At 61.4% G+C, this 18038-nt stretch carries 14 protein-coding genes, 1 tRNA gene and 1 pseudogene; 6 read left to right on the top strand and 10 right to left on the bottom strand.

Annotation, left to right across the window (positions count from 1 at the left end):
* Positions 1-49: 49 nt before the first annotated feature.
* The 5 genes from phoU to tadA all read right to left on the bottom strand — a co-directional run bounded on the left by phoU (position 50) and on the right by tadA (position 6453).
* Positions 50-760: a phosphate signaling complex protein PhoU gene (gene phoU / locus E5E96_RS15275; protein WP_005334097.1), complete on the bottom strand. Its 711-nt coding sequence runs from the start codon at positions 758-760 to the stop codon at positions 50-52.
* Positions 761-859: 99 nt separating this feature from the next.
* Positions 860-1678, bottom strand: coding sequence for a phosphate ABC transporter ATP-binding protein PstB (pstB, locus tag E5E96_RS15270; protein WP_011706615.1), 819 nt, complete (start codon positions 1676-1678; stop codon positions 860-862).
* Between the two features lie 109 nt (positions 1679-1787).
* A complete protein-coding gene (gene pstA, locus E5E96_RS15265) occupies positions 1788-3437 on the bottom strand; it encodes a phosphate ABC transporter permease PstA (protein ID WP_011706616.1) in 1650 nt (549 codons plus the stop codon).
* Between the two features lie 32 nt (positions 3438-3469).
* A complete protein-coding gene (locus E5E96_RS15260; RefSeq protein ID WP_171282515.1) occupies positions 3470-5707 on the bottom strand; it encodes an ABC transporter permease subunit in 2238 nt (745 codons plus the stop codon).
* Between the two features lie 206 nt (positions 5708-5913).
* Complete coding sequence (tadA, locus tag E5E96_RS15255; protein ID WP_085735736.1) at positions 5914-6453, bottom strand: tRNA adenosine(34) deaminase TadA; 540 nt, start codon at positions 6451-6453, stop codon at positions 5914-5916.
* A 272-nt stretch (positions 6454-6725) separates the two neighbouring features.
* Between tadA and E5E96_RS15250 the strand changes: the two genes are divergently transcribed.
* From E5E96_RS15250 to aceA, 4 genes are all read left to right on the top strand, one after another.
* A tRNA-Pro gene (locus E5E96_RS15250) sits at positions 6726-6802 on the top strand.
* Between the two features lie 287 nt (positions 6803-7089).
* The gene (locus tag E5E96_RS15245; protein WP_162837656.1) at positions 7090-7236 is read left to right on the top strand and encodes a hypothetical protein; all 147 of its coding nucleotides are present in this window, start codon (positions 7090-7092) and stop codon (positions 7234-7236) included.
* Between the two features lie 716 nt (positions 7237-7952).
* On the top strand, positions 7953-9560 hold the full coding sequence (gene aceB, locus E5E96_RS15240; RefSeq protein WP_171282514.1) for a malate synthase A: 1608 nt from the start codon (positions 7953-7955) through the stop codon (positions 9558-9560).
* A gap of 75 nt (positions 9561-9635) precedes the next feature.
* The gene (gene aceA / locus E5E96_RS15235; RefSeq protein WP_011706620.1) at positions 9636-10949 is read left to right on the top strand and encodes an isocitrate lyase; all 1314 of its coding nucleotides are present in this window, start codon (positions 9636-9638) and stop codon (positions 10947-10949) included.
* Positions 10950-11061: 112 nt separating this feature from the next.
* Here the strand turns inward: aceA and hda are convergent, their stop codons facing one another.
* The 3 genes from hda to upp form a co-directional block, all read right to left on the bottom strand.
* Entirely contained in the window at positions 11062-11763 is a 702-nt protein-coding gene (gene hda, locus E5E96_RS15230; RefSeq protein ID WP_016351307.1) for a DnaA inactivator Hda, read from the bottom strand.
* Between the two features lie 215 nt (positions 11764-11978).
* Complete coding sequence (locus tag E5E96_RS15225; protein WP_171282512.1) at positions 11979-13007, bottom strand: DUF2066 domain-containing protein; 1029 nt, start codon at positions 13005-13007, stop codon at positions 11979-11981.
* A 143-nt stretch (positions 13008-13150) separates the two neighbouring features.
* Positions 13151-13777 carry a uracil phosphoribosyltransferase gene (gene upp / locus E5E96_RS15220; RefSeq protein WP_005302745.1) on the bottom strand — a complete coding sequence of 209 codons (627 nt, stop codon included), beginning with the start codon at positions 13775-13777 and terminating at the stop codon, positions 13151-13153.
* A 175-nt stretch (positions 13778-13952) separates the two neighbouring features.
* On the opposite strand from upp, the gene purM reads away from it, so the two are divergent.
* The gene (gene purM / locus E5E96_RS15215) at positions 13953-14990 is read left to right on the top strand and encodes a phosphoribosylformylglycinamidine cyclo-ligase (protein WP_016351309.1); all 1038 of its coding nucleotides are present in this window, start codon (positions 13953-13955) and stop codon (positions 14988-14990) included.
* Between the two features lie 32 nt (positions 14991-15022).
* The gene (purN, locus tag E5E96_RS15210; protein WP_029303974.1) at positions 15023-15661 is read left to right on the top strand and encodes a phosphoribosylglycinamide formyltransferase; all 639 of its coding nucleotides are present in this window, start codon (positions 15023-15025) and stop codon (positions 15659-15661) included.
* A gap of 118 nt (positions 15662-15779) precedes the next feature.
* Here the strand turns inward: purN and E5E96_RS15205 are convergent, their stop codons facing one another.
* Positions 15780-16541 carry a Nif3-like dinuclear metal center hexameric protein gene (locus E5E96_RS15205; RefSeq protein WP_171282511.1) on the bottom strand — a complete coding sequence of 254 codons (762 nt, stop codon included), beginning with the start codon at positions 16539-16541 and terminating at the stop codon, positions 15780-15782.
* A 147-nt stretch (positions 16542-16688) separates the two neighbouring features.
* A pseudogene (locus E5E96_RS15200) lies at positions 16689-18031 on the bottom strand (sigma-54-dependent transcriptional regulator).
* Between the last annotated feature and the right edge of the window lie 7 nt (positions 18032-18038).

The raw sequence follows: 18038 nt of genomic DNA, 5'->3' as shown, positions 1-18038 counted from the left end.
AAAAGGCAACAAAAAAGGCGCTCAAAGCGCCTTTTTATGCATCTCAGACTCACCCTTTCCCCAGCAGGGTGCCCAGATCGTCCGCCTTGGTGTGGCGCACGTCCTTGCCCTTGACGTAATAGACGATGTACTCGCAGATGTGCTGGCAGCGATCCCCCACCCGCTCAATGGCCCGCGCCGCCCACAGCACGTTGAGCACCTGGGGGATGGTGCGCGGATCTTCCATCATGTAGGTCATCAGCTCGCGGATAATGGACTCGTATTCGCGGTCCACCTTGTCATCTTCCTTGTAGACCGCCAGCGCCGCGTCCAGATCCATGCGGGCGAAGGCGTCCAGCACGTCGTGCAGCATCTTGATGGTGCGGCGCCCCATGTTCTCCAGCGACACCAGCGGCGGCTGCGGCTTGTTGGCGTTGTCGGTCAGCATGCGGGCGATCTTGTCCGCCACATCGCCGATGCGCTCGAGATCGGTGATGGTCTTGATGATGGCCATCACCAGCCGCAGGTCGGAGGCGGTGGGCTGGCGCTTGGCGATGATGCGGGTGCACTCCTCGTCGATCGCCACTTCCATGGCGTTGACCTTGTGGTCATTGGCGACGATCTTGCGCGCCGCGTCCAGATCCTGATCGTGGATCGCCGCGATGGCGTCGGTCAGCTGCTGCTCTACCAGCCCGCCCATCACCAGCACCTGGTTGCGCACGCTCTCGAGCTCGGCATTGAACTGACCGGAGATGTGTTTGTTGAGGTTCATATTGTCCATACAAATAATCCTTGATGCTCCGAGTATGCCTTAGTCGTTGAACTGACCGGTAATCTGTTTATTGATGCTCATCTTGCTCATCTCCATCGCCAACATCCCTTAGCCGTAACGACCGGTGATGTAGTCTTCGGTCTTCTTCTTGGCCGGGGTGGTGAAGATGGTGTTGGTGTCCGAGTACTCGATGAGCTCACCCATGTACATGAAGGCGGTCTGATCCGAGACCCGCGCCGCCTGCTGCATGTTGTGGGTCACGATCACCACGGTGAACTGGCTCTTGAGCTCGTTGATCAGCTCCTCGATGGTGAGGGTGGAGATGGGGTCGAGCGCCGAGGTCGGTTCATCGAGCAGCAGCACTTCCGGCTCGATGGCGATGGCACGGGCAATCACCAGTCGCTGCTGCTGACCGCCGGAGAGACCAAAGGCATTGTCGTGCAGACGATCCTTCACCTCGTCCCACAGGGCCGCGCCGCGCAGGGAGCGCTCAGCCGCCTCGTCCAGGGTGCGGCGGTCATTGATGCCCTGCAGGCGCAGGCCATAGACCACGTTCTCGTAGATGGACTTGGGGAAGGGGTTGGGACGCTGGAACACCATGCCCACCTGACGACGCAGGGCGGAAACATCGACGCTCTTGTCGTAGATGTTGTGGCCGTGAAGCTGAATTTCGCCCTCGATGCGGCAGATCTCCACCAGGTCATTCATCCGGTTGATGCAGCGCAGCAGAGTGGACTTGCCGCAGCCGGAGGGGCCGATGAAGGCGGTGACCTGGCCCTTGGGGATCTTCATGTTGACGTTGAACAGCGCCTGCTTGTTGCCGTAGTACAGGTTGAGATCCTTCACTTCCAGCGCGGTCTGCTCCGGGCTCAGGTTGAGCAGGTCGGTCGCAGTGTGCTGGCTGGATGCGGTCGTTACGTTGATCATCTGTTACCTCAAAATCTGTCGGTGGCGGCGGGCACTCTCATTGCCCGCGGCCGGAACGCTTGGCTGGCAGGGAACCCCGTTCCCTGCCCGTCTCTGTGGTGCTGGTCTATCAATGTTCCAGCGACCGGAATTTCTCGCGCAAGTGGTTGCGGATCCCGATGGCCGTCAGGTTGAGGCCGACGATCACCGTCACCAGCAGGAAGGAGGTGGCGTAGACCAGGGGGCGCGCTGCCTCGACGTTCGGGCTCTGGAAGCCGACGTCATAGATGTGGAAGCCCAGGTGCATGAACTTGCGCTCCACGTGCAGGTACGGGAAGTTACCGTCCATCGGCAGGGTCGGCGCCAGTTTCACCACCCCCACCAGCATCAGCGGCGCCACTTCACCGGCCGCGCGGGCGATGGCCAGGATAAGGCCGGTCATGATGGCCGGGCTCGCCATCGGCAGCACGATGCGCCACAGGGTCTCGGCCTGGGTGGCCCCCAGTGCCAGCGAGCCCTGGCGGATGGTGCTCGGGATCCGGGCCAGCCCCTCTTCGGTGGAGACGATCACCACCGGCAGGGTCAGGATGGCCAGGGTCAGCGCCGACCAGATGACGCCAGGGGAGCCAAAGGTCGGGCTCGGCAGCGCTTCGGGGTAGAACAGCTGGTCCAGCGAACCACCGAGGGTGTAGACGAAGAAGCCCAGACCGAACACGCCGTACACGATGGAGGGCACGCCCGCCAGGTTGATCACCGCGATGCGGATGATCTTGGTCAGGCTGTTCTTGCCCGCGTATTCATGCAGATAGACCGCCGCCACCACGCCAAGCGGGGTCACGATGATCGCCATCAGGAACACCATGAACACGGTGCCGAAGATGGCCGGGAACACCCCGCCCTCGGTGTTGGCCTCGCGCGGATCGTCGGAGACAAACTTGCCGATCTGGTGGAACCAGTAGCCCACCTTGGCCGGCAGACTCATGTCGTTGGGCCACACCACGTCCAGCACCTTGGACATGGGCATGGTCACCAGCTCGCCGCGCATGTCCTTGACCGTGATGCTGTCTCTGTCCGCCTGGGCACGCAGGGAGAACAGCTCTTTTTCCAGCACCTGATAACGGTCGTTGAGGGCCTGACGCTCGCTCGCCAGCTCGGCTTTAAGCTGATCGGTCAGCTTGTCGTCCAGCTCGGCCTTGCGCTCTTTCAGGCGCAGCCGCTCCAGCTGATAGTTGATGCTGCCGATGTCCCCTTTTTGCAGATCGTCGGCCTGCTCGGAGAGACCGTTGGCCCGCGCCAGCACGCGCTGCAGGGCCGGATGCAGGTTCTCGGTCAGCGCCTTGCCATCCTCTTTCACCCCGACGATGTAGCCGTAGAAGTTGCCGTTGGTGGCACGCTCCACCATGGCCAGCTCGGTCGGCAGGCTCTGGGACTTGATGTCGGTCTCCAGTACCCAGCGAAAATCCAGATCGACGAACTCGCGGTTGCCGGTCTTGACCAGATAGCGGGTCAGCAGCTCGCGCTCTTCCCCCTCCAGCGGCAGGCCGGCGGCCCGCAGCCGCTCTACCGGCACCAGCTCGCGGTCGTTGATTTCGCCGATCAGCACGCTCTTGTTGCCCTGGGCGTCTTCCAGTTGCCACTCATAGATGGGATGGGGCCAGAAGTAGACCAGACCACGCCAGCCGATCAGCAGCAGCAGGCCCAGTACCGCTACCAGACTCAGGCTGACGGCGCCGCCGGTCATCCAGATCCAGGGGGCCCCCGATTTAAACCACTTACCCATTGTCGATTCCTCGGTCCTTTCAGAGCAGCCCATCACAGAGAGCTGTATTTTTCACGCAACCGCTGACGGATGAACTCGGCCAGGGTATTGAACAAGAAGGTGAACACGAACAGCACGAAGGCAGCGAGGAACAGCACCCGGTAGTGCGAGCTGCCCACTTCCGATTCCGGCATCTCCACCGCGATGTTGGCGGCCAGGGTGCGCAGCCCCTGGAACATGGAGAAGTCCATGATGGGCGTGTTGCCGGTGGCCATCAGCACTATCATGGTCTCGCCCACGGCGCGGCCAAGGCCCATCATCACCGCCGAGAAGATGCCCGGGCTCGCGGTGAGGATCACCACCCGGCTCAGGGTCTGCCAGGGGGTCGCCCCCAGCGCCAGCGAGCCCTGAGTAAGGTGCTTGGGCACCGAGAAGACCGCGTCTTCGGCGATGGAGAAGATGGTCGGAATGACCGCGAAGCCCATGGCGATGCCCACCACCAGCGAGTTGCGCTGGTCGAACTTGATGCCCATCTCGTGGGTCAGCCAGATGCGTGAATCACCGTGCATGAAGGCGTTCTCGATGAGCGGGCTCACCGCGAAGGCGCCCCAGCCAATCAGCAGCAGCACCGGGATCAGCAAGATGGCGTGCCACCCTTCCGGCAGCCAGGATTTGCCGCGCTCCGGCAGGTAGTTCCAGATCAAGGCGGTCAGCAGCATCCCCATCGGCAGCAGGATCAGCAGCAACACCACGCCGGGCAGCGCCCCCTCGATGATGGGTGCCAGCCACAGACCGGCCAGGAAGCCCAGGATAACGGTCGGCAGCGCCGCCATGATCTCCACCGTCGGCTTGACGTATTTGCGCAGCCCCGCCGACATGAAGTAGGCGGTGTAGATGGCGCCGGCGACGCCGAGCGGCACCGCAAACACCATGGCATAGAAGGAGGCTTTCAAGGTACCGAACACCAGCGGCACCAGGCTCAGCTTGGCTTCGAAGTCGTTGCTGGCGGATGTGGACTGCCACACGTACTGGGGCTCGGGATAGCCTTCATACCACACCTGTTGCCAGAGGGCCGACCAGGTCACCTCGGGGTGTTCGTTCTCCACCGCGAACAGCTTGAAGGCATCGCCCTGCTGCATCAGCAGCACGTTGTGACGGGGTGAGATGGCCAGGGCCGACAGGGCGCCGCCCTCTACCTTCTCGCTCAGCAGCTTGGTCTCACCAGTGGCGTGGAAGAAGCTGACGGAGCCCTCTTTGTCGGCACTGATGAAGCCCTTGCGAAAGTGTTCCGGGGTCAGCTGCGCCACGGCACCATCGCCCTTGAAGTCACGGATCTGGGTGAACTGGCGCTTGCCATCCCGGGCCACTTCGAACCACTGGGAGATGACGCCGTTGTCGTTGCCCACCAGCAGGGAGGAGGCGCCGGAGAGCAGCTCGACCCGGGTCACGTTGGCGTTGGGGGCGTTTATCTCCATGACATCGCGCAGGGAGATGTCATTGAGGTTGTGAATGTCATAGACGGAGAGGCGGTTGCCTTCGCGCACGAACAGAATGCGCAGGTTGGGGGTCAGCAGCATCTGATCCACATGACGCGGCAGGGACGGGATGCTGTAGTTCTGGGCGCTCCACTCGATGTCACCGGAGAGGAAGTTCTCCTCGCCGCTCATCACCGCCATCACGCCACGACCATCGGCGGTCACGGCGGCGGTGGCCATCTTGTCCTTGGTGGCCTCAAACACCATCAGCGTCAGCGCCTTGCCCTGGGGGTCCACCACTACCGGCTCTTCGCCGAAGGGGGACTGCAGGCTGGGCTCAATGACCCGCACGTCGTTGGGATAGGAGACCTTGAAATAGGGCTGCACCACCTGGGCTTTGCCGTCGGCGAAACCATAGGCGATGAGCTTCTGGCCTGGTGCGGGAGGGGCGACAGCGGTGATGTCACCCTTCACCTGCGCCTGACCCAGCACCTGCCCCACCTTGACCTTGCCATCCCCCTGGACGGCGAAGAAGTTGACCTGGCCTTTGTCGCTGAAGCGATAGCCAATCTCGTTCTGCTCTTCCACCCCGAGCCAGGCGGTCTTGCCCGCCACGGGCAAGGTAAATGACGCGGTCGGCTCCATCGTGGCGCCATTGAAGATGGGTTTCACCACATAGAGCAGATAGAAGAAAATGAGCAACAGGGCGACCAGCACCAGAGCACCACCCGTGGTGACCCCGTACTTGGCCAACTTATCCTTGATACGGCGCTTTCTGCTGCCCGCCATACCTAAGTTTATCGATTCCGATGACATGCAAAACCTCAATGTGAGCTAGGCTTGGCGGCATTATATGGCGGTTGCATGACAGTTTTGTTACATTAAGGCCCTCTGGGAAGAGGTTATTTTGAAGGGGAATTCAGACCAGAACTCGCTGACAGACAGCATTGCCAACCATCTGTTTTATAAGAAGATACAGGTAAATATAACGCGCGAAGGCGGCCTCACCGACTTCGCCGTTCTCAGTCGGCGGGGCCGCCGCTTTGTTGCAGTGCCAATCTGGCGGCCTTTTTCTCGGCGCGCCGCCGCCGAAAGAAATCCGACAACTGGGCCGAGCACGCATCGGCCAGCACACCGCCGGTCAGTTCAACCCCGTGGTTGTGGCGCGGGTCCTGCAAGATCTCGAACACCGAGCCCGCCGCGCCGGTCTTGAGATCACGGGCGCCATAGACCACCCGTTTGACCCGGCTGTGGATGAGGGCACCGGCACACATGCAGCAGGGCTCCAGCGTGACATAGAGGGTGGTATCGAGCAGACGGTAGTTTTGCAGCCGAACGCCGGCGGCTCGGATCGCCATCACTTCGGCATGGGCACAGGCATCGTGCTCGCTGATGGAGCGGTTCCACCCCTCCCCCACGATCTCGTCACCCAGTATCAGCACGGCCCCGACCGGGATCTCGCCGATCCCCTCCGCCCTTTCGGCCAACGCCATGGCATGGCGCATCCAGCGTTCATCCTGCTCGCGCTGGCTCACTGATTCTGTGACGTCTGATGGTTTCACACCCTGGTTCCTCTCTGTGACGGGTTGCCGGCGATGCACTTGCAGCTTGATTGCCTGCCGACCATTGGCCGCAACCAGGTAGCGCCGCCAAGCAGCATGATGGCGGGATCCCCACAATACGGGGCGGCGATTATGCCAAATCTGCGCCACAGCCCCAAGTCGCATCTTGTCTGCACAATAAAGAAGCAGTCAGCATCTCCCTGATAAAAAAGGAGTTGCACCCATTTGCTCAGATCATTAGACTTCCCTCCGTCAGCTCGAACTGACCTCGTCGGTGTGTAGCGCAGCCAGGTAGCGCATCTGCATGGGGTGTAGAGGGTCGGAGGTTCGAATCCTCTCACACCGACCAATTTCCCCGAAAATAGCCCAGTCTCGCGACTGGGCTATTTTTTTGCCTGCTTTAATATTCCTGCCGCAACTGTCGTAGCACATCAGCCGACCGTCTGAATGCTTTTCCTGGGTGAACCTGTCGCAGAGTCACCACACAGTTGTGGTACAAATTTCATTCAGAATCGCTTGAAACCTTTCAAGAGTCCCGCTAGGATACGCCACTTTTCCGCCGGCAGTTCAAACAGGGAGGTGGGAGCGCGGGTGATGGAGTCACCGACCGGCTTGCAATCAATGAGGCAAGCACCCATGACCAAAGCAGTTGAAACACAGCCCGAGTACGCCCCCCTGCCCCAACCGGCTACCGAGTCGGCAACCAATCAGTATGCGACCGAACACGGCCCGGTCGTGCGACTCGATGTCGTCGATCTGGCGGCCCCGGACGATGATTACTGAGCCGACAGCGCAGACATGCCGCTCTTGAACTACCGGGAGAAAATGGCAGTGGCACTGGAAATGGCGCCCCGTTTTACCTCCTTTGAGGGCCAGGATGGCCCGCTGACACAAATAACAATAAAATGCTACACAACCAAACAACAGTAGTCATATCCACTGCCACATCCCCTCCCCGCCCCCAGGCACCTCATCCACCCAAGTGATACAAACCTACGTTATTGCGCCTCACTTTCTCCTCTTCTGTCGACCAGATCCCATTCGACCCCTTTTAGCCTAGTTTGTTTTAAACAAATGTTCTCTCCTTAACGCCAGCAGGAGTTATATGCCTGCTGGGTTTACGCCTTTCATTTCATACATGTGTTTTTTAGAAGCTTGGAGTTAGGTCGGGATTTGTTTTTGCATTTGTAATTTTATTACGTAATAACTTACACCCCCGTATCCATCTCCCCCCTCACCATCCGCCACCGGCAGGGGATGAAAAACAAGAGCATAACCATCTGCATAGAGTTTTTACGCTAATCACATAAACTCTTTATAAACATCAACTTAACATCATGACCAAAACGTGCGTTTTAAAAAACCTGTTGACGAATAGAGCAATATTTCGCACCTTATGAATCGTGTTACCCCGTTGTTACGGTAAGTTTGAAAAAACAGGGATCGACTTTAGTCGTAGTTAATTAGTTCAAAATGTAATTCTCAAAGGAGTGAACCCTATGTCGGCACCGGCCCAGACCCACTGCAGCGCTCGTCTGCGCATCCAGGGCGAGACGCATCCCGATTACGCGCAAATTCTGACGCCGGATGCGGTGGCCCTGGTATCCGAACTGGTGGAACGCTTTGCTCCCCAACGGGACGAATTGTTGAAACAACGTGTGGCGCGTCAGGCCCGCATCGACGGCGGTGAGCTGCCCGATTTTCTGCCTGAAACCGCCCACATCCGCGCCGGAGACTGGACGGTGCGCGGCATTCCCGCCGACCTGCAAGATCGCCGCGTGGAGATCACCGGCCCAGTCGAGCGCAAGATGGTGATCAACGCCCTCAACGCCAACGTCAAGGTATTCATGGCGGACTTCGAGGATTCGCTGGCACCGGCCTGGAACAAGGTGATCGAGGGTCAGATCAACCTGCGCGATGCGGTCAACGGCACCGTCTCCTATACCAGCCCGGAAGGGAAGGCTTATACCCTGAACGCCGATCCGGCCGTACTCATCTGCCGGGTGCGCGGTCTGCATCTGCCGGAAAAACATGTCACCTTCGATGGAGCACCCATTCCCGGCGGCCTGTTCGATTTCGCCCTCTATTTCCTGCACAACTATCAGGCACTGCTGGCCAAGGGCTCCGGCCCCTACTTCTACGTACCCAAGCTGCAGAGCCATCTGGAAGGGCGCTGGTGGAGCGAAGTGTTCGCCTGGACCGAGGACAAATTCGGCCTGCCCCGCGGCACCATCAAGGCCACCGTGCTGATCGAAACCCTGCCAGCGGTGTTCGAGATGGACGAGCTGCTCTATCAGATGAAGGATCACATCGTCGCCCTCAATTGCGGCCGCTGGGATTACATCTTCAGCTACATCAAGACCTTGAAGAACCACCCTGATCGGGTCCTGCCGGACCGCCAGGTAGTGACCATGGACAAACCCTTCCTCTCCGCCTATTCGCGGCTGCTGATCAAGACCTGCCACAAGCGCGGTGCGCTGGCCATGGGTGGCATGGCGGCCTTTATCCCGGCGAAAGATCCTGCCGTGAATGAACAGGTATTTGCCAAGGTTAAGACTGATAAAGAGCGTGAAGCCAACAACGGCCACGACGGTACCTGGGTGGCCCACCCCGGCCTTGCCGATACCGCTATGGCGGTGTTCAACGCAGCCATCCCGGCTGGCGCCAGCAACCAGATCGGCGTGCTGCGCGAGCAGGATGCCCCCATCACGGCCGCCGAGCTGCTGGCCCCCTGCGAGGGTGAGCGCACCGAGGCGGGCATGCGCACCAACATCCGGGTGGCGCTGCAATACCTGGAAGCCTGGATCAACGGCAACGGCTGCGTGCCCATCTACGGTCTGATGGAAGACGCCGCCACCGCCGAGATCTCCCGCACCTCCATCTGGCAGTGGATCCGCCACGGCAAGAGCCTGTCGAATGGCAAGGTGGTGACCAAGGATCTGTTCCGCCAGATGCTGGCCGAGGAGCAGGAGGTGGTCAAAGCCGAAGTGGGGGCCGAGCGCTGGCAGGCAGGCCGCTTCGCCGAGGCGAGCGAGCTGATGGAACAGATCACCTGCGCCGATACGCTGATCGATTTTCTGACGCTGCCCGGTTACGAGCGGCTCTGAACTACGGGCCTCCCCAGCGGGGCTCGCCAATAACAAGTCAATGGAAACGTGAAATCAATGAAAGAGGGAACTGATATGGCACTGACCCGTGAGCAACAGATCCAGGCTATCGAGAAAGACTGGGCGGAAAACCCCCGCTGGAAAGGGATCAAGCGCGGCTACAGCGCCGAAGACGTGGTAAACCTGCGTGGCAGCCTGCAACCGGTGCACACCCTGGCCCAGCGCGGTGCCGACAAGCTGTGGGAACTGATCCACGGCGGCGCCAAGAAAGGCTATGTAAACTGCCTCGGCGCGCTGACCGGCGGTCAGGCGGTGCAACAGGCCAAGGCGGGCATCGAGGCAATTTACCTCTCCGGCTGGCAGGTGGCGGCGGACAACAACCTCTCCTCCACCATGTACCCGGATCAGTCTCTCTACCCGGCCAACTCGGTGCCGTCGGTGGTGGAGCGCATCAACAACTCCTTCGCCCGTGCCGACCAGATCCAGTGGGCCAACAAGGTGGGCCCGCAGGACAAGGGCTTCATCGACTACTTCCTGCCCATAGTGGCGGATGCCGAAGCCGGTTTCGGCGGCGTGCTGAACGCCTTTGAATTGATGAAGGGGATGATTGAAGCGGGCGCCGCCGGCGTGCACTTCGAAGATCAGCTCGCCTCCGTCAAGAAGTGCGGCCATATGGGTGGCAAGGTGCTGGTGCCGAGCCAGGAAGCGGTACAGAAGCTCATCGCGGCCCGTCTGGCAGCCGATGTCTGCGGCACCACCACCCTGGTGATCGCCCGTACCGACGCCAACGCCGCCGACCTGCTGACCACGGACGCCGATCCGTACGATGCCGGCTTCCTGACCGGTGAGCGCACCTCAGAAGGCTTCTACAAGGTGCAGGCCGGTATCGAGCAAGCCATCTCCCGCGGTCTGGCCTATGCCCCTTACGCCGACATGGTGTGGTGCGAAACCGCCAAGCCGGATCTGGACGAGGCGCGCAAGTTTGCCGAAGCCATCAAGGCCCAGTACCCGGACAAGATCCTGGCCTACAACTGCTCGCCAAGCTTCAACTGGAAGAAGAACCTGGACGATGCCACCATCGCCCGCTTCCAGCAGGAGCTGTCCGACATGGGCTACAAGTACCAGTTCATCACCCTGGCGGGCATCCACAACATGTGGTTCCACATGTACGAGCTGGCCTACCAGTACGCTCGTGGCGAAGGGATGAAGCACTATGTCGAGATGGTACAGCAGCCGGAATTCGCCGCTGCCGAGCGGGGTTACACCTTCGTGGCACACCAGCAGGAAGTGGGAACCGGTTACTTCGACAAGGTCACCACCGTCATTCAGGGTGGCCAATCCTCGGTGACCGCGCTGACCGGTTCCACCGAAGAAGATCAGTTCCACTGATAGGCAAAACTCTTTGAGAGAGTCCTTGAGATAGCAAAACCCCGGCCAGTGGCCGGGGTTTCTTTTTATTCATTGCCTCGGCGTCGCTCGCGCTCAAGCACACCCGAAGGGCTCAGAGCTCGAGGATCTCTTTGACAAAGGGGATGGTCAGCTTGCGCTTGGCACGGAAGGAGGCGTTGTCGAGCTGATTGAGAGTGGTGAGCAGGGTGCGCATGTCGCGCGAGAGGCGGTTGAGCAGGAAGCGGCCCACGTCGATGGGCAATTTGAAGCCCCGCAGCTCGGCACGCAGCTGCAGGGCACTGAGCTTGCCTTCGTCGTCCAGCTCGTCGAGATGAAAGCTCACTCCCCAGTCCAGCCGCGAGGCGAGATCCGGCAGTTGCAGCCCCAGTTTGCGCGGCGCACTGCAGCCGGTCACCACCAGGGTGCCCTCGCCCTTCTCCTGCCAGCGGTTGTAAAAATCGAACAGGGCCCGCTCCCACAGCGCATTGCCGGCGATCGCCTCCAGGCTGTCGAGGCAGACCAGCGGCAGGCTTTCGAGGGCGTCGAGCATGCTGGGATCCAGCTGTTCGAACTGATCGAGGGAGAGATAAGCGGCTGCGGCGTCGCGGGCATTGACCTCGGCGCAGGTGGCGTGCAGCAGGTGGGAGCGGCCCGATCCCTTGGCCCCCCAGAAATAGAGGAAAGGTGAGCCCTGACCAATGGCCGCATTTTTGAGGGCGGTGATCAGATGAGCATTGTTGCCGGGATAAAAACTGACGAAGGTTTCATCATCCGGTAGTTGTACGGCTAAAGACAGTTGGGCCGGTTGCTTCACTCGTTGGGCTTTGACTGTGACATTTGCGAGCAAGTGTATCATCGCGAAGGCGGATAGAGAACCGCCCGGACGATGCCGGGCGGTGTGGATCCTCATAAAGGATCGAGGCTGCGACCATTGCTAACGAAAGCGGCTACTCCTTGGCCGGCGCGAAAAACCGCACCTTGAGCTCACGCTGGTTGTGCGCGACCAGCCGGTCAGGATCCTCGCCAGGATCAGGGCTGCGACCATTGATAACTCAGCCCCTCGGGAGTATCCGCCAGCTGGCGCAGCCGGCTCTCCAGCTGCAGCCCGCGGATGAGCTCGGCCTTGTCCCCTTGCAGGCTCAGGTTGAAGGTCACCTTGTCCCCCTCCAGTTTGCCAATCTCCACCTTGGTGACGCTGGCCATCCCCTGCAGCATCTTCTGCACCGTGATCATGCCGTCGATGCCGGACAACCCCTCCACCACCAGTGTCTGACTGGAGGCGACACCGGAGATACGCGCCCCGTAGTTCTGCACCAGCCAGCCTGCCAGGGCATCGGCGAACGTCTGCGCCACCTCGGCCTGGGTGCCGGCGCCCTCGCCCTTGGTCAGTTCGCTCAGCTCACCGCCCGCTTTGGGGCCGTAGAGTCCCCAGTCGATGTTCCACTTGCCCTCCTCCTTGCCATCGGGCGTCAGCTTGCCCAGCACCACCATCTCGGCGCCGTAACGCTGGCTCGCCTTGAGGATGGGGTCGGCGAAGCGGCCCCAGACGTCGGTGGCGTTGACCGCCATGTTGTCGTCCAAGTCCATCAGTGGAATGCTGACCGGCAGCCCCATGGCCTGGGCCTGGGTACGCAGGGCGGCAGCCCAGCCATCGCTGGACTGATCCGGCAGAATGCGCCGCTCCCCTTCATTGATCACCAGCCAGATGGCCACTTGTGGCCGAGCCGGGCCCAGCAGGGCGAACTTGCTCTCGGCCACCAGGGCATTGACCTTGGCCACATCGAAATCGGCCTTGAGAAACTTCACCGGCCCCACGTCCTGATAACCGTAGTGCTGCACGAACTCGCCGGGGGCCGCCAGCGCCTTGACCACCGCTGGCTGGGTCAGGATGTCGCGCTTGCCGGTCACCTTGATCAGCACCTCGCCCAAGGCCTGGGACTGGGCCGCCGCCATGTCGCCGCTGGTGGGCGCCTTGCCCTGATAGAGATCGGTCACCTGGGCGGCCGACACCATGAATGACAAGCCGCAGCAGAGGGCGGTCACAACACGTTTGAGCATGAGAGGAGTCTCGAAATGGGAGATGGTGCTTATGGTAGCGGCAAGGCGCGCATGGCAGCAAGCCGGGGCGGGAGAAACAGCGGAGCCGGCGGGGTGCCGGCTCCGTTTGCGCGCCTGCTGGCGCGCGATGAGGCGATCGAGGCTTACTTGGTGCCGAAGATCTTGTCGCCGGCGTCGCCCAGACCCGGAACAATGTAGCCCTTCTCGTTCAGGCCCTGGTCGATGGAGGCGCAGAACAGCTCCACGTCCGGGTGAGCGGCTTCCAGCGCCTTGATGCCTTCCGGCGCGGCAACCAGCACCAGCACCTTGATGGACTGGCAGCCCTTCTTCTTGAGCAGGTCGATGGTGGCGATCATGGAGCCACCGGTGGCCAGCATGGGGTCGATGACCAGCGCCAGACGCTCTTCGATGTTGCTGACGATCTTCTCGAAGTAGGGAACCGGCTGCAGGGTCTCTTCGTCGCGGTAGATACCGACCACGCTGACGCGGGCGCTCGGCATGTGCTCCAGCACGCCATCCATCATGCCCAGACCGGCACGCAGGATGGGCACGACGGTGACCTTCTTGCCCTTGATCTGGTCAACTTCCACTGGCCCATTCCAGCCATCGATGGTAACCTTCTCGGTTTCGAAGTCAGAGGTCGCTTCGTAGGTCAACAAACTGCCCACTTCCTTGGCCAGTTCACGGAAACGCTTGGTGCTGATATCGCCTTCACGCATCAGACCGATCTTGTGCTTGACCAGGGGGTGTTTGACTTCAACGACTTTCATTATTATCTCCTCTAACTGCCGCAAAAAAATCGCGGAATCATACAACAAAAGCCGCCGCTTGTAGAGCATTTCCGCGCAAAAACGCGCAAACGATTTCCTTTCTGGTTTTTCACCGCCACTGTTAGAATACGCCCCGAATTTTACCCTCCACTTCTTTATATGACGGGGAATACGCGTGACTGACAAAACCTCACTGAGCTACAAGGATGCTGGCGTGGATATCGATGCCGGCAATGCACTGGTTGAACGTATCAAGGGCGTGTCAAAGCGCACTCGTCGTCCTGAAGTCCTTGGTGGTCTTGGCGGCTTTGGGGCCTTGTGTCAAATCCCTGCGGGCTACAAGGAGCCGGTGCTGGTCTCCGGCACCGACGGGGTGGGCACCAAGCTGCGCCTCGCCATCGACCTGAAGAAGCACGACACCGTCGGCATCGATCTGGTGGCCATGTGCGTCAATGACCTGATCGTGCAGGGCGCCGAGCCCCTCTTCTTCCTCGACTACTATGCCACCGGCAAGCTGGACGTCGACACCGCCGCGGCCGTGGTCACCGGCATCGGTGCCGGCTGCGAGCAGTCCGGTTGCGCCCTGGTGGGCGGCGAGACCGCCGAGATGCCGGGCATGTATGAAGGGGAAGACTACGACATCGCCGGTTTCTGCGTCGGTGTGGTGGAGAAGAGCGAGATCATCGACGGCAGCAAGGTCGGCGAAGGGGATGCCCTGATCGCCCTGGCCGCCAGCGGCCCCCACTCCAACGGTTTCTCGCTGGTGCGCAAGATCCTGGAAGTCTCCAAGGCCGACGTGCAGCAGCCGCTGGGTGACACCACCCTGGCCAACGCCCTGCTGGAGCCGACCCGCATCTACGTGAAACCCGTGCTCAAGCTCATCAAGGAGTGCGAGATCCACGCCCTGTCCCACATTACCGGTGGCGGCTTCTGGGAGAACATCCCGCGCGTGTTGCCCGCCAACACCCAGGCGGTGATCGACGAGCAGAGCTGGCAGTGGCCGGCGGTGTTCAGCTGGCTGCAGCAGGCTGGCAACGTTACCCGCCACGAGATGTACCGTACCTTCAACTGCGGCGTCGGCATGATCATCGCCCTGCCGGCGGATCAGCTGGAAAAAGCCCTGACCCTGCTCAAGGCCGAAGGCGAGAACGCCTGGCATATCGGCCATATCGCCAAGGCGGCCGATGGTGAGGAGCAGGTCATCATTCAATGAATGACCGGATCAACAGCCAAATGACCTCCCCCATGAAACGCATCCTGGTGCTGATCTCCGGCAACGGCAGCAACCTGCAGACCATCCTCGACGGCTGTGCCGGCGGCAAGATTGCTGGTCAGGTGGTCGGCGTCATCAGCAACAAGGCCGATGCCTATGGTCTGGTGCGTGCCAAAGAGGCGGGGGTGGCCACCGCCATCCTGGCCCAGCAGCAGTTTGCCAGCCGGGAGGAGTATGACGCAGCCCTGCTGGCGCTGATGGCGGACTATCAGCCCGATCTGGTGGTGTTGGCCGGGTTTATGCGGATCCTGAGTGCCGACCTGGTGCGGCACTTTGCCGGGCGGATGATCAACATCCACCCCTCCCTGCTGCCCAAGTACCAGGGGCTGCACACCCACCAGCGAGCCATCGACGCCGGTGACGACGAGCATGGCGCCAGCGTCCACTTCGTCACCGAAGAGCTGGACGGCGGCCCGGTGATCCTGCAGGCCCGCGTCCCCATCTTCGAAGGGGATGATGCCGACGAGGTGGCGGCACGGGTACAGGTGCAGGAGCACAGCATCTACCCGCTGGTGGTGCAGTGGTTCTGTGAAGGGCGCTTGCAGATGCGAGCAGGGTCTGCCTTGCTCGATGGCAAGCAGCTTGGCCCGGCAGGCTATGCCAGCGAGTAATCGTTAACAACCGCATGCAAAATAGAACAAGGGAGGCCCAGGCCTCCCTTGTCATTTCTATCTACCAGCGCAATTGCTGTCATCACGTCCGATTACGCCGCTGCGCGGCTAACCGGCCCTACACCGGATTGTCGATATCGATAAAGGTGACATCCAGCCCGTGCACCGTCGCCAACCACTCCCCCAGCGCCTTGACGCCGTAACGCTCGGTGGCGTGGTGACCAGCGGCGTAGAAGTGCATCCCCATCTCGCGGGCGGTGTGGATGGTCTGCTCGGAAGCTTCGCCGGAGATGAAGGCATCGATGCCCTGCTCCGCCGCCAGATTGATGTAGCTCTGGCCGCCGCCGGTGCACCAGGCCACGGAGCGGATAAGCTCGGGGCCACTGTCGCCACAATGGAGCGGTTCACGGCCGAGCCGCTCGGCAATCAGCTTGGCAAAATCGCTGCCGCTCATGGGCTCTTCCAGCTTGCCCACCATGGCGACGCTCTTGCTGTTCCAGGGCTCGAGGCCGCGGCGCACCTTGATGTCGAGCAGCTTGGCGAGCTGGGCGTTGTTGCCCACCTCGGGGTGCACGTCCAGCGGCAGGTGGTAGGCAAACAGGTTGATGTCGTGGGTCAAGAGGGTCTTGATGCGGCGATGTTTCATGCCGGTGATCTGGGCCGGCTCACCGCTCCAGAAGTAGCCGTGATGAACCAGGATGGCGTCAGCATCGGCGGCCACGGCCGCATCGATCAGGGCCTGGCTGGCGGTGACGCCGGTCACCACCTTGCGAATGCGCTCACGCCCCTCCACCTGCAGGCCATTGGGGCAGTAATCCTTGATGGCGTGCGGTTCGAGCAGATGATTGAGTACGGTTTCGAGTTTTCGATGAGAGATCATAGGGGTCCCTTATAAAGGCGCCGACCCCTGTGCTGCGATACAGACAGGAATCGGGCTCATAACGCCGAGGCCCCATGATAATCGAGGCCGGCCGCCAAGACCATGATGCCTCCCGCACTGTGGCCCGTGGCAGGGCCTGGAATGGCTTCAGGCCGGCAGGTCGATCCCCGCCTCGCGCATCTGGGCCAGCTTGTAGCGCAGGGTGCGCGGGCTGATGCCGAGCCGGTCGGCCACCGCCTTGCGGCTGCCGTTGCAATCCTGCAGGGTGTCGAGAATGATCTGGTGTTCCTGCTGCTTGAGCTCGCTGCCCAGGTGTTCGCTGCCGCTGCTGCGCTCACTGCCGACAAGGCGGATCTCTTCTTCCTCCACCTCTTCCAGGATGAGGTGCTCGCAGCCGATGAGGCCATCCGGGCTCAGAATGAGGGCACGCTGCACCACGTTGTCGAGCTCGCGCACGTTGCCGGGCCAGGGGTGAGCCAGCAGCCGCGCGCGCGCGGGTTCTGTGAGCTGCGGCGTCGGCAATCCCTGCTGACCGGCATGCAGCGCCAGCAGGTGCTCCGCCAGCGGCAGTATGTCACCAGGACGCTCCCACAGCGCCGTCCAGCGCAGCGGGAAGACATTGAGCCGGTAGTAGAGATCCTCGCGAAACAGGCCGTCCTGCACCGCTTTCTTCAAATCCCGGTTGCTGGTGGCGATGACCCGCACGTCGAGCGGGATCATCTTGCGACTGCCGAGCCGCTCCACCTCTTTCTCCTGCAGCACCCGCAGCAGCTTGGCCTGCAGCCCCAGATCCATCTCGGTGATCTCGTCGAGCAGCAGGGTCCCCCCTGCGCCTGCTCGAACTTGCCGGGGCAGCCCTGTACCGCGCCGGTAAAGGCCCCCTTCTCGTAGCCGAACAGGGTCGCCTCCAGCATGTTCTCCGGAATGGCGGCGCAGTTGATGGCGACGAACGTCTGTTCGGCGCGGCTGGAGTTGTCGTGGATGTAGCGGGCCAGCACCTCTTTGCCCGTCCCGCTCGGACCGGTCACCATCACGGTGGCCTCGCTTCTGGCTACCCGGGTCGCCAGCTGGAACAACTCGGCGGTCTTGGGATCGCCGTAGACCACGGCCCGTTTCTCCACCTTCTGGGCCGGCACATAGCGGCTGACCTGGTTGAGCAGCACCTCGGGCGAGAAGGGCTTGGCCAGGTAATCGATGGCGCCTTCGCGCATGGCGCGCACCGCACCGTCGATGTTGGCGTAGGCGGTCATCAACAGCACCGGCACCTGGGGATATTGCTGACGAATGTTGGCCAGCAGGGTCAGGCCATCCATGCCACCCATCTGGATATCCGAGATCACCATGTCAAAGCTCTGGCGCGACAGGGCCAGCAAAGCCCGCTCGCCACTGTCCACCTCGCGGCACTCATAGCCCCCCAGCAACAGGGTATCCACCAGCGCTTCGCGCAGGCCATTGTCATCTTCCACTACCAGGATCCGGGCCTGAGTCATGCTACAC

Source organism: Aeromonas sp. 1805 (assembly GCF_013085525.1).
GTDB classification, from domain to species: domain Bacteria; phylum Pseudomonadota; class Gammaproteobacteria; order Enterobacterales; family Aeromonadaceae; genus Aeromonas; species Aeromonas hydrophila.
The sequence above is the reverse complement of the archived record's forward strand: the minus strand, read 5'-3'. Positions and strand labels throughout refer to the sequence as shown.

Excerpts from the sequence above, each read along its gene's own strand:
- pstA (WP_011706616.1), bottom strand. The coding sequence starts at position 3,437 with ATGGGTAAGTGGTTTAAATCGGGGGCCCCCTGGATCTGGATGACCGGC.
- E5E96_RS15260 (WP_171282515.1), bottom strand. The coding sequence starts at position 5,707 with ATGTCATCGGAATCGATAAACTTAGGTATGGCGGGCAGCAGAAAGCGC.
- E5E96_RS15205 (WP_171282511.1), bottom strand. The coding sequence starts at position 16,541 with ATGATCTCTCATCGAAAACTCGAAACCGTACTCAATCATCTGCTCGAA.
- E5E96_RS15225 (WP_171282512.1), bottom strand. The coding sequence starts at position 13,007 with ATGCTCAAACGTGTTGTGACCGCCCTCTGCTGCGGCTTGTCATTCATG.
- purN (WP_029303974.1), top strand. The coding sequence starts at position 15,023 with ATGAAACGCATCCTGGTGCTGATCTCCGGCAACGGCAGCAACCTGCAG.
- aceB (WP_171282514.1), top strand. The coding sequence starts at position 7,953 with ATGTCGGCACCGGCCCAGACCCACTGCAGCGCTCGTCTGCGCATCCAG.
- phoU (WP_005334097.1), bottom strand. The coding sequence starts at position 760 with ATGGACAATATGAACCTCAACAAACACATCTCCGGTCAGTTCAATGCC.
- aceA (WP_011706620.1), top strand. The coding sequence starts at position 9,636 with ATGGCACTGACCCGTGAGCAACAGATCCAGGCTATCGAGAAAGACTGG.
- upp (WP_005302745.1), bottom strand. The coding sequence starts at position 13,777 with ATGAAAGTCGTTGAAGTCAAACACCCCCTGGTCAAGCACAAGATCGGT.
- E5E96_RS15245 (WP_162837656.1), top strand. The coding sequence starts at position 7,090 with ATGACCAAAGCAGTTGAAACACAGCCCGAGTACGCCCCCCTGCCCCAA.
- pstB (WP_011706615.1), bottom strand. The coding sequence starts at position 1,678 with ATGATCAACGTAACGACCGCATCCAGCCAGCACACTGCGACCGACCTG.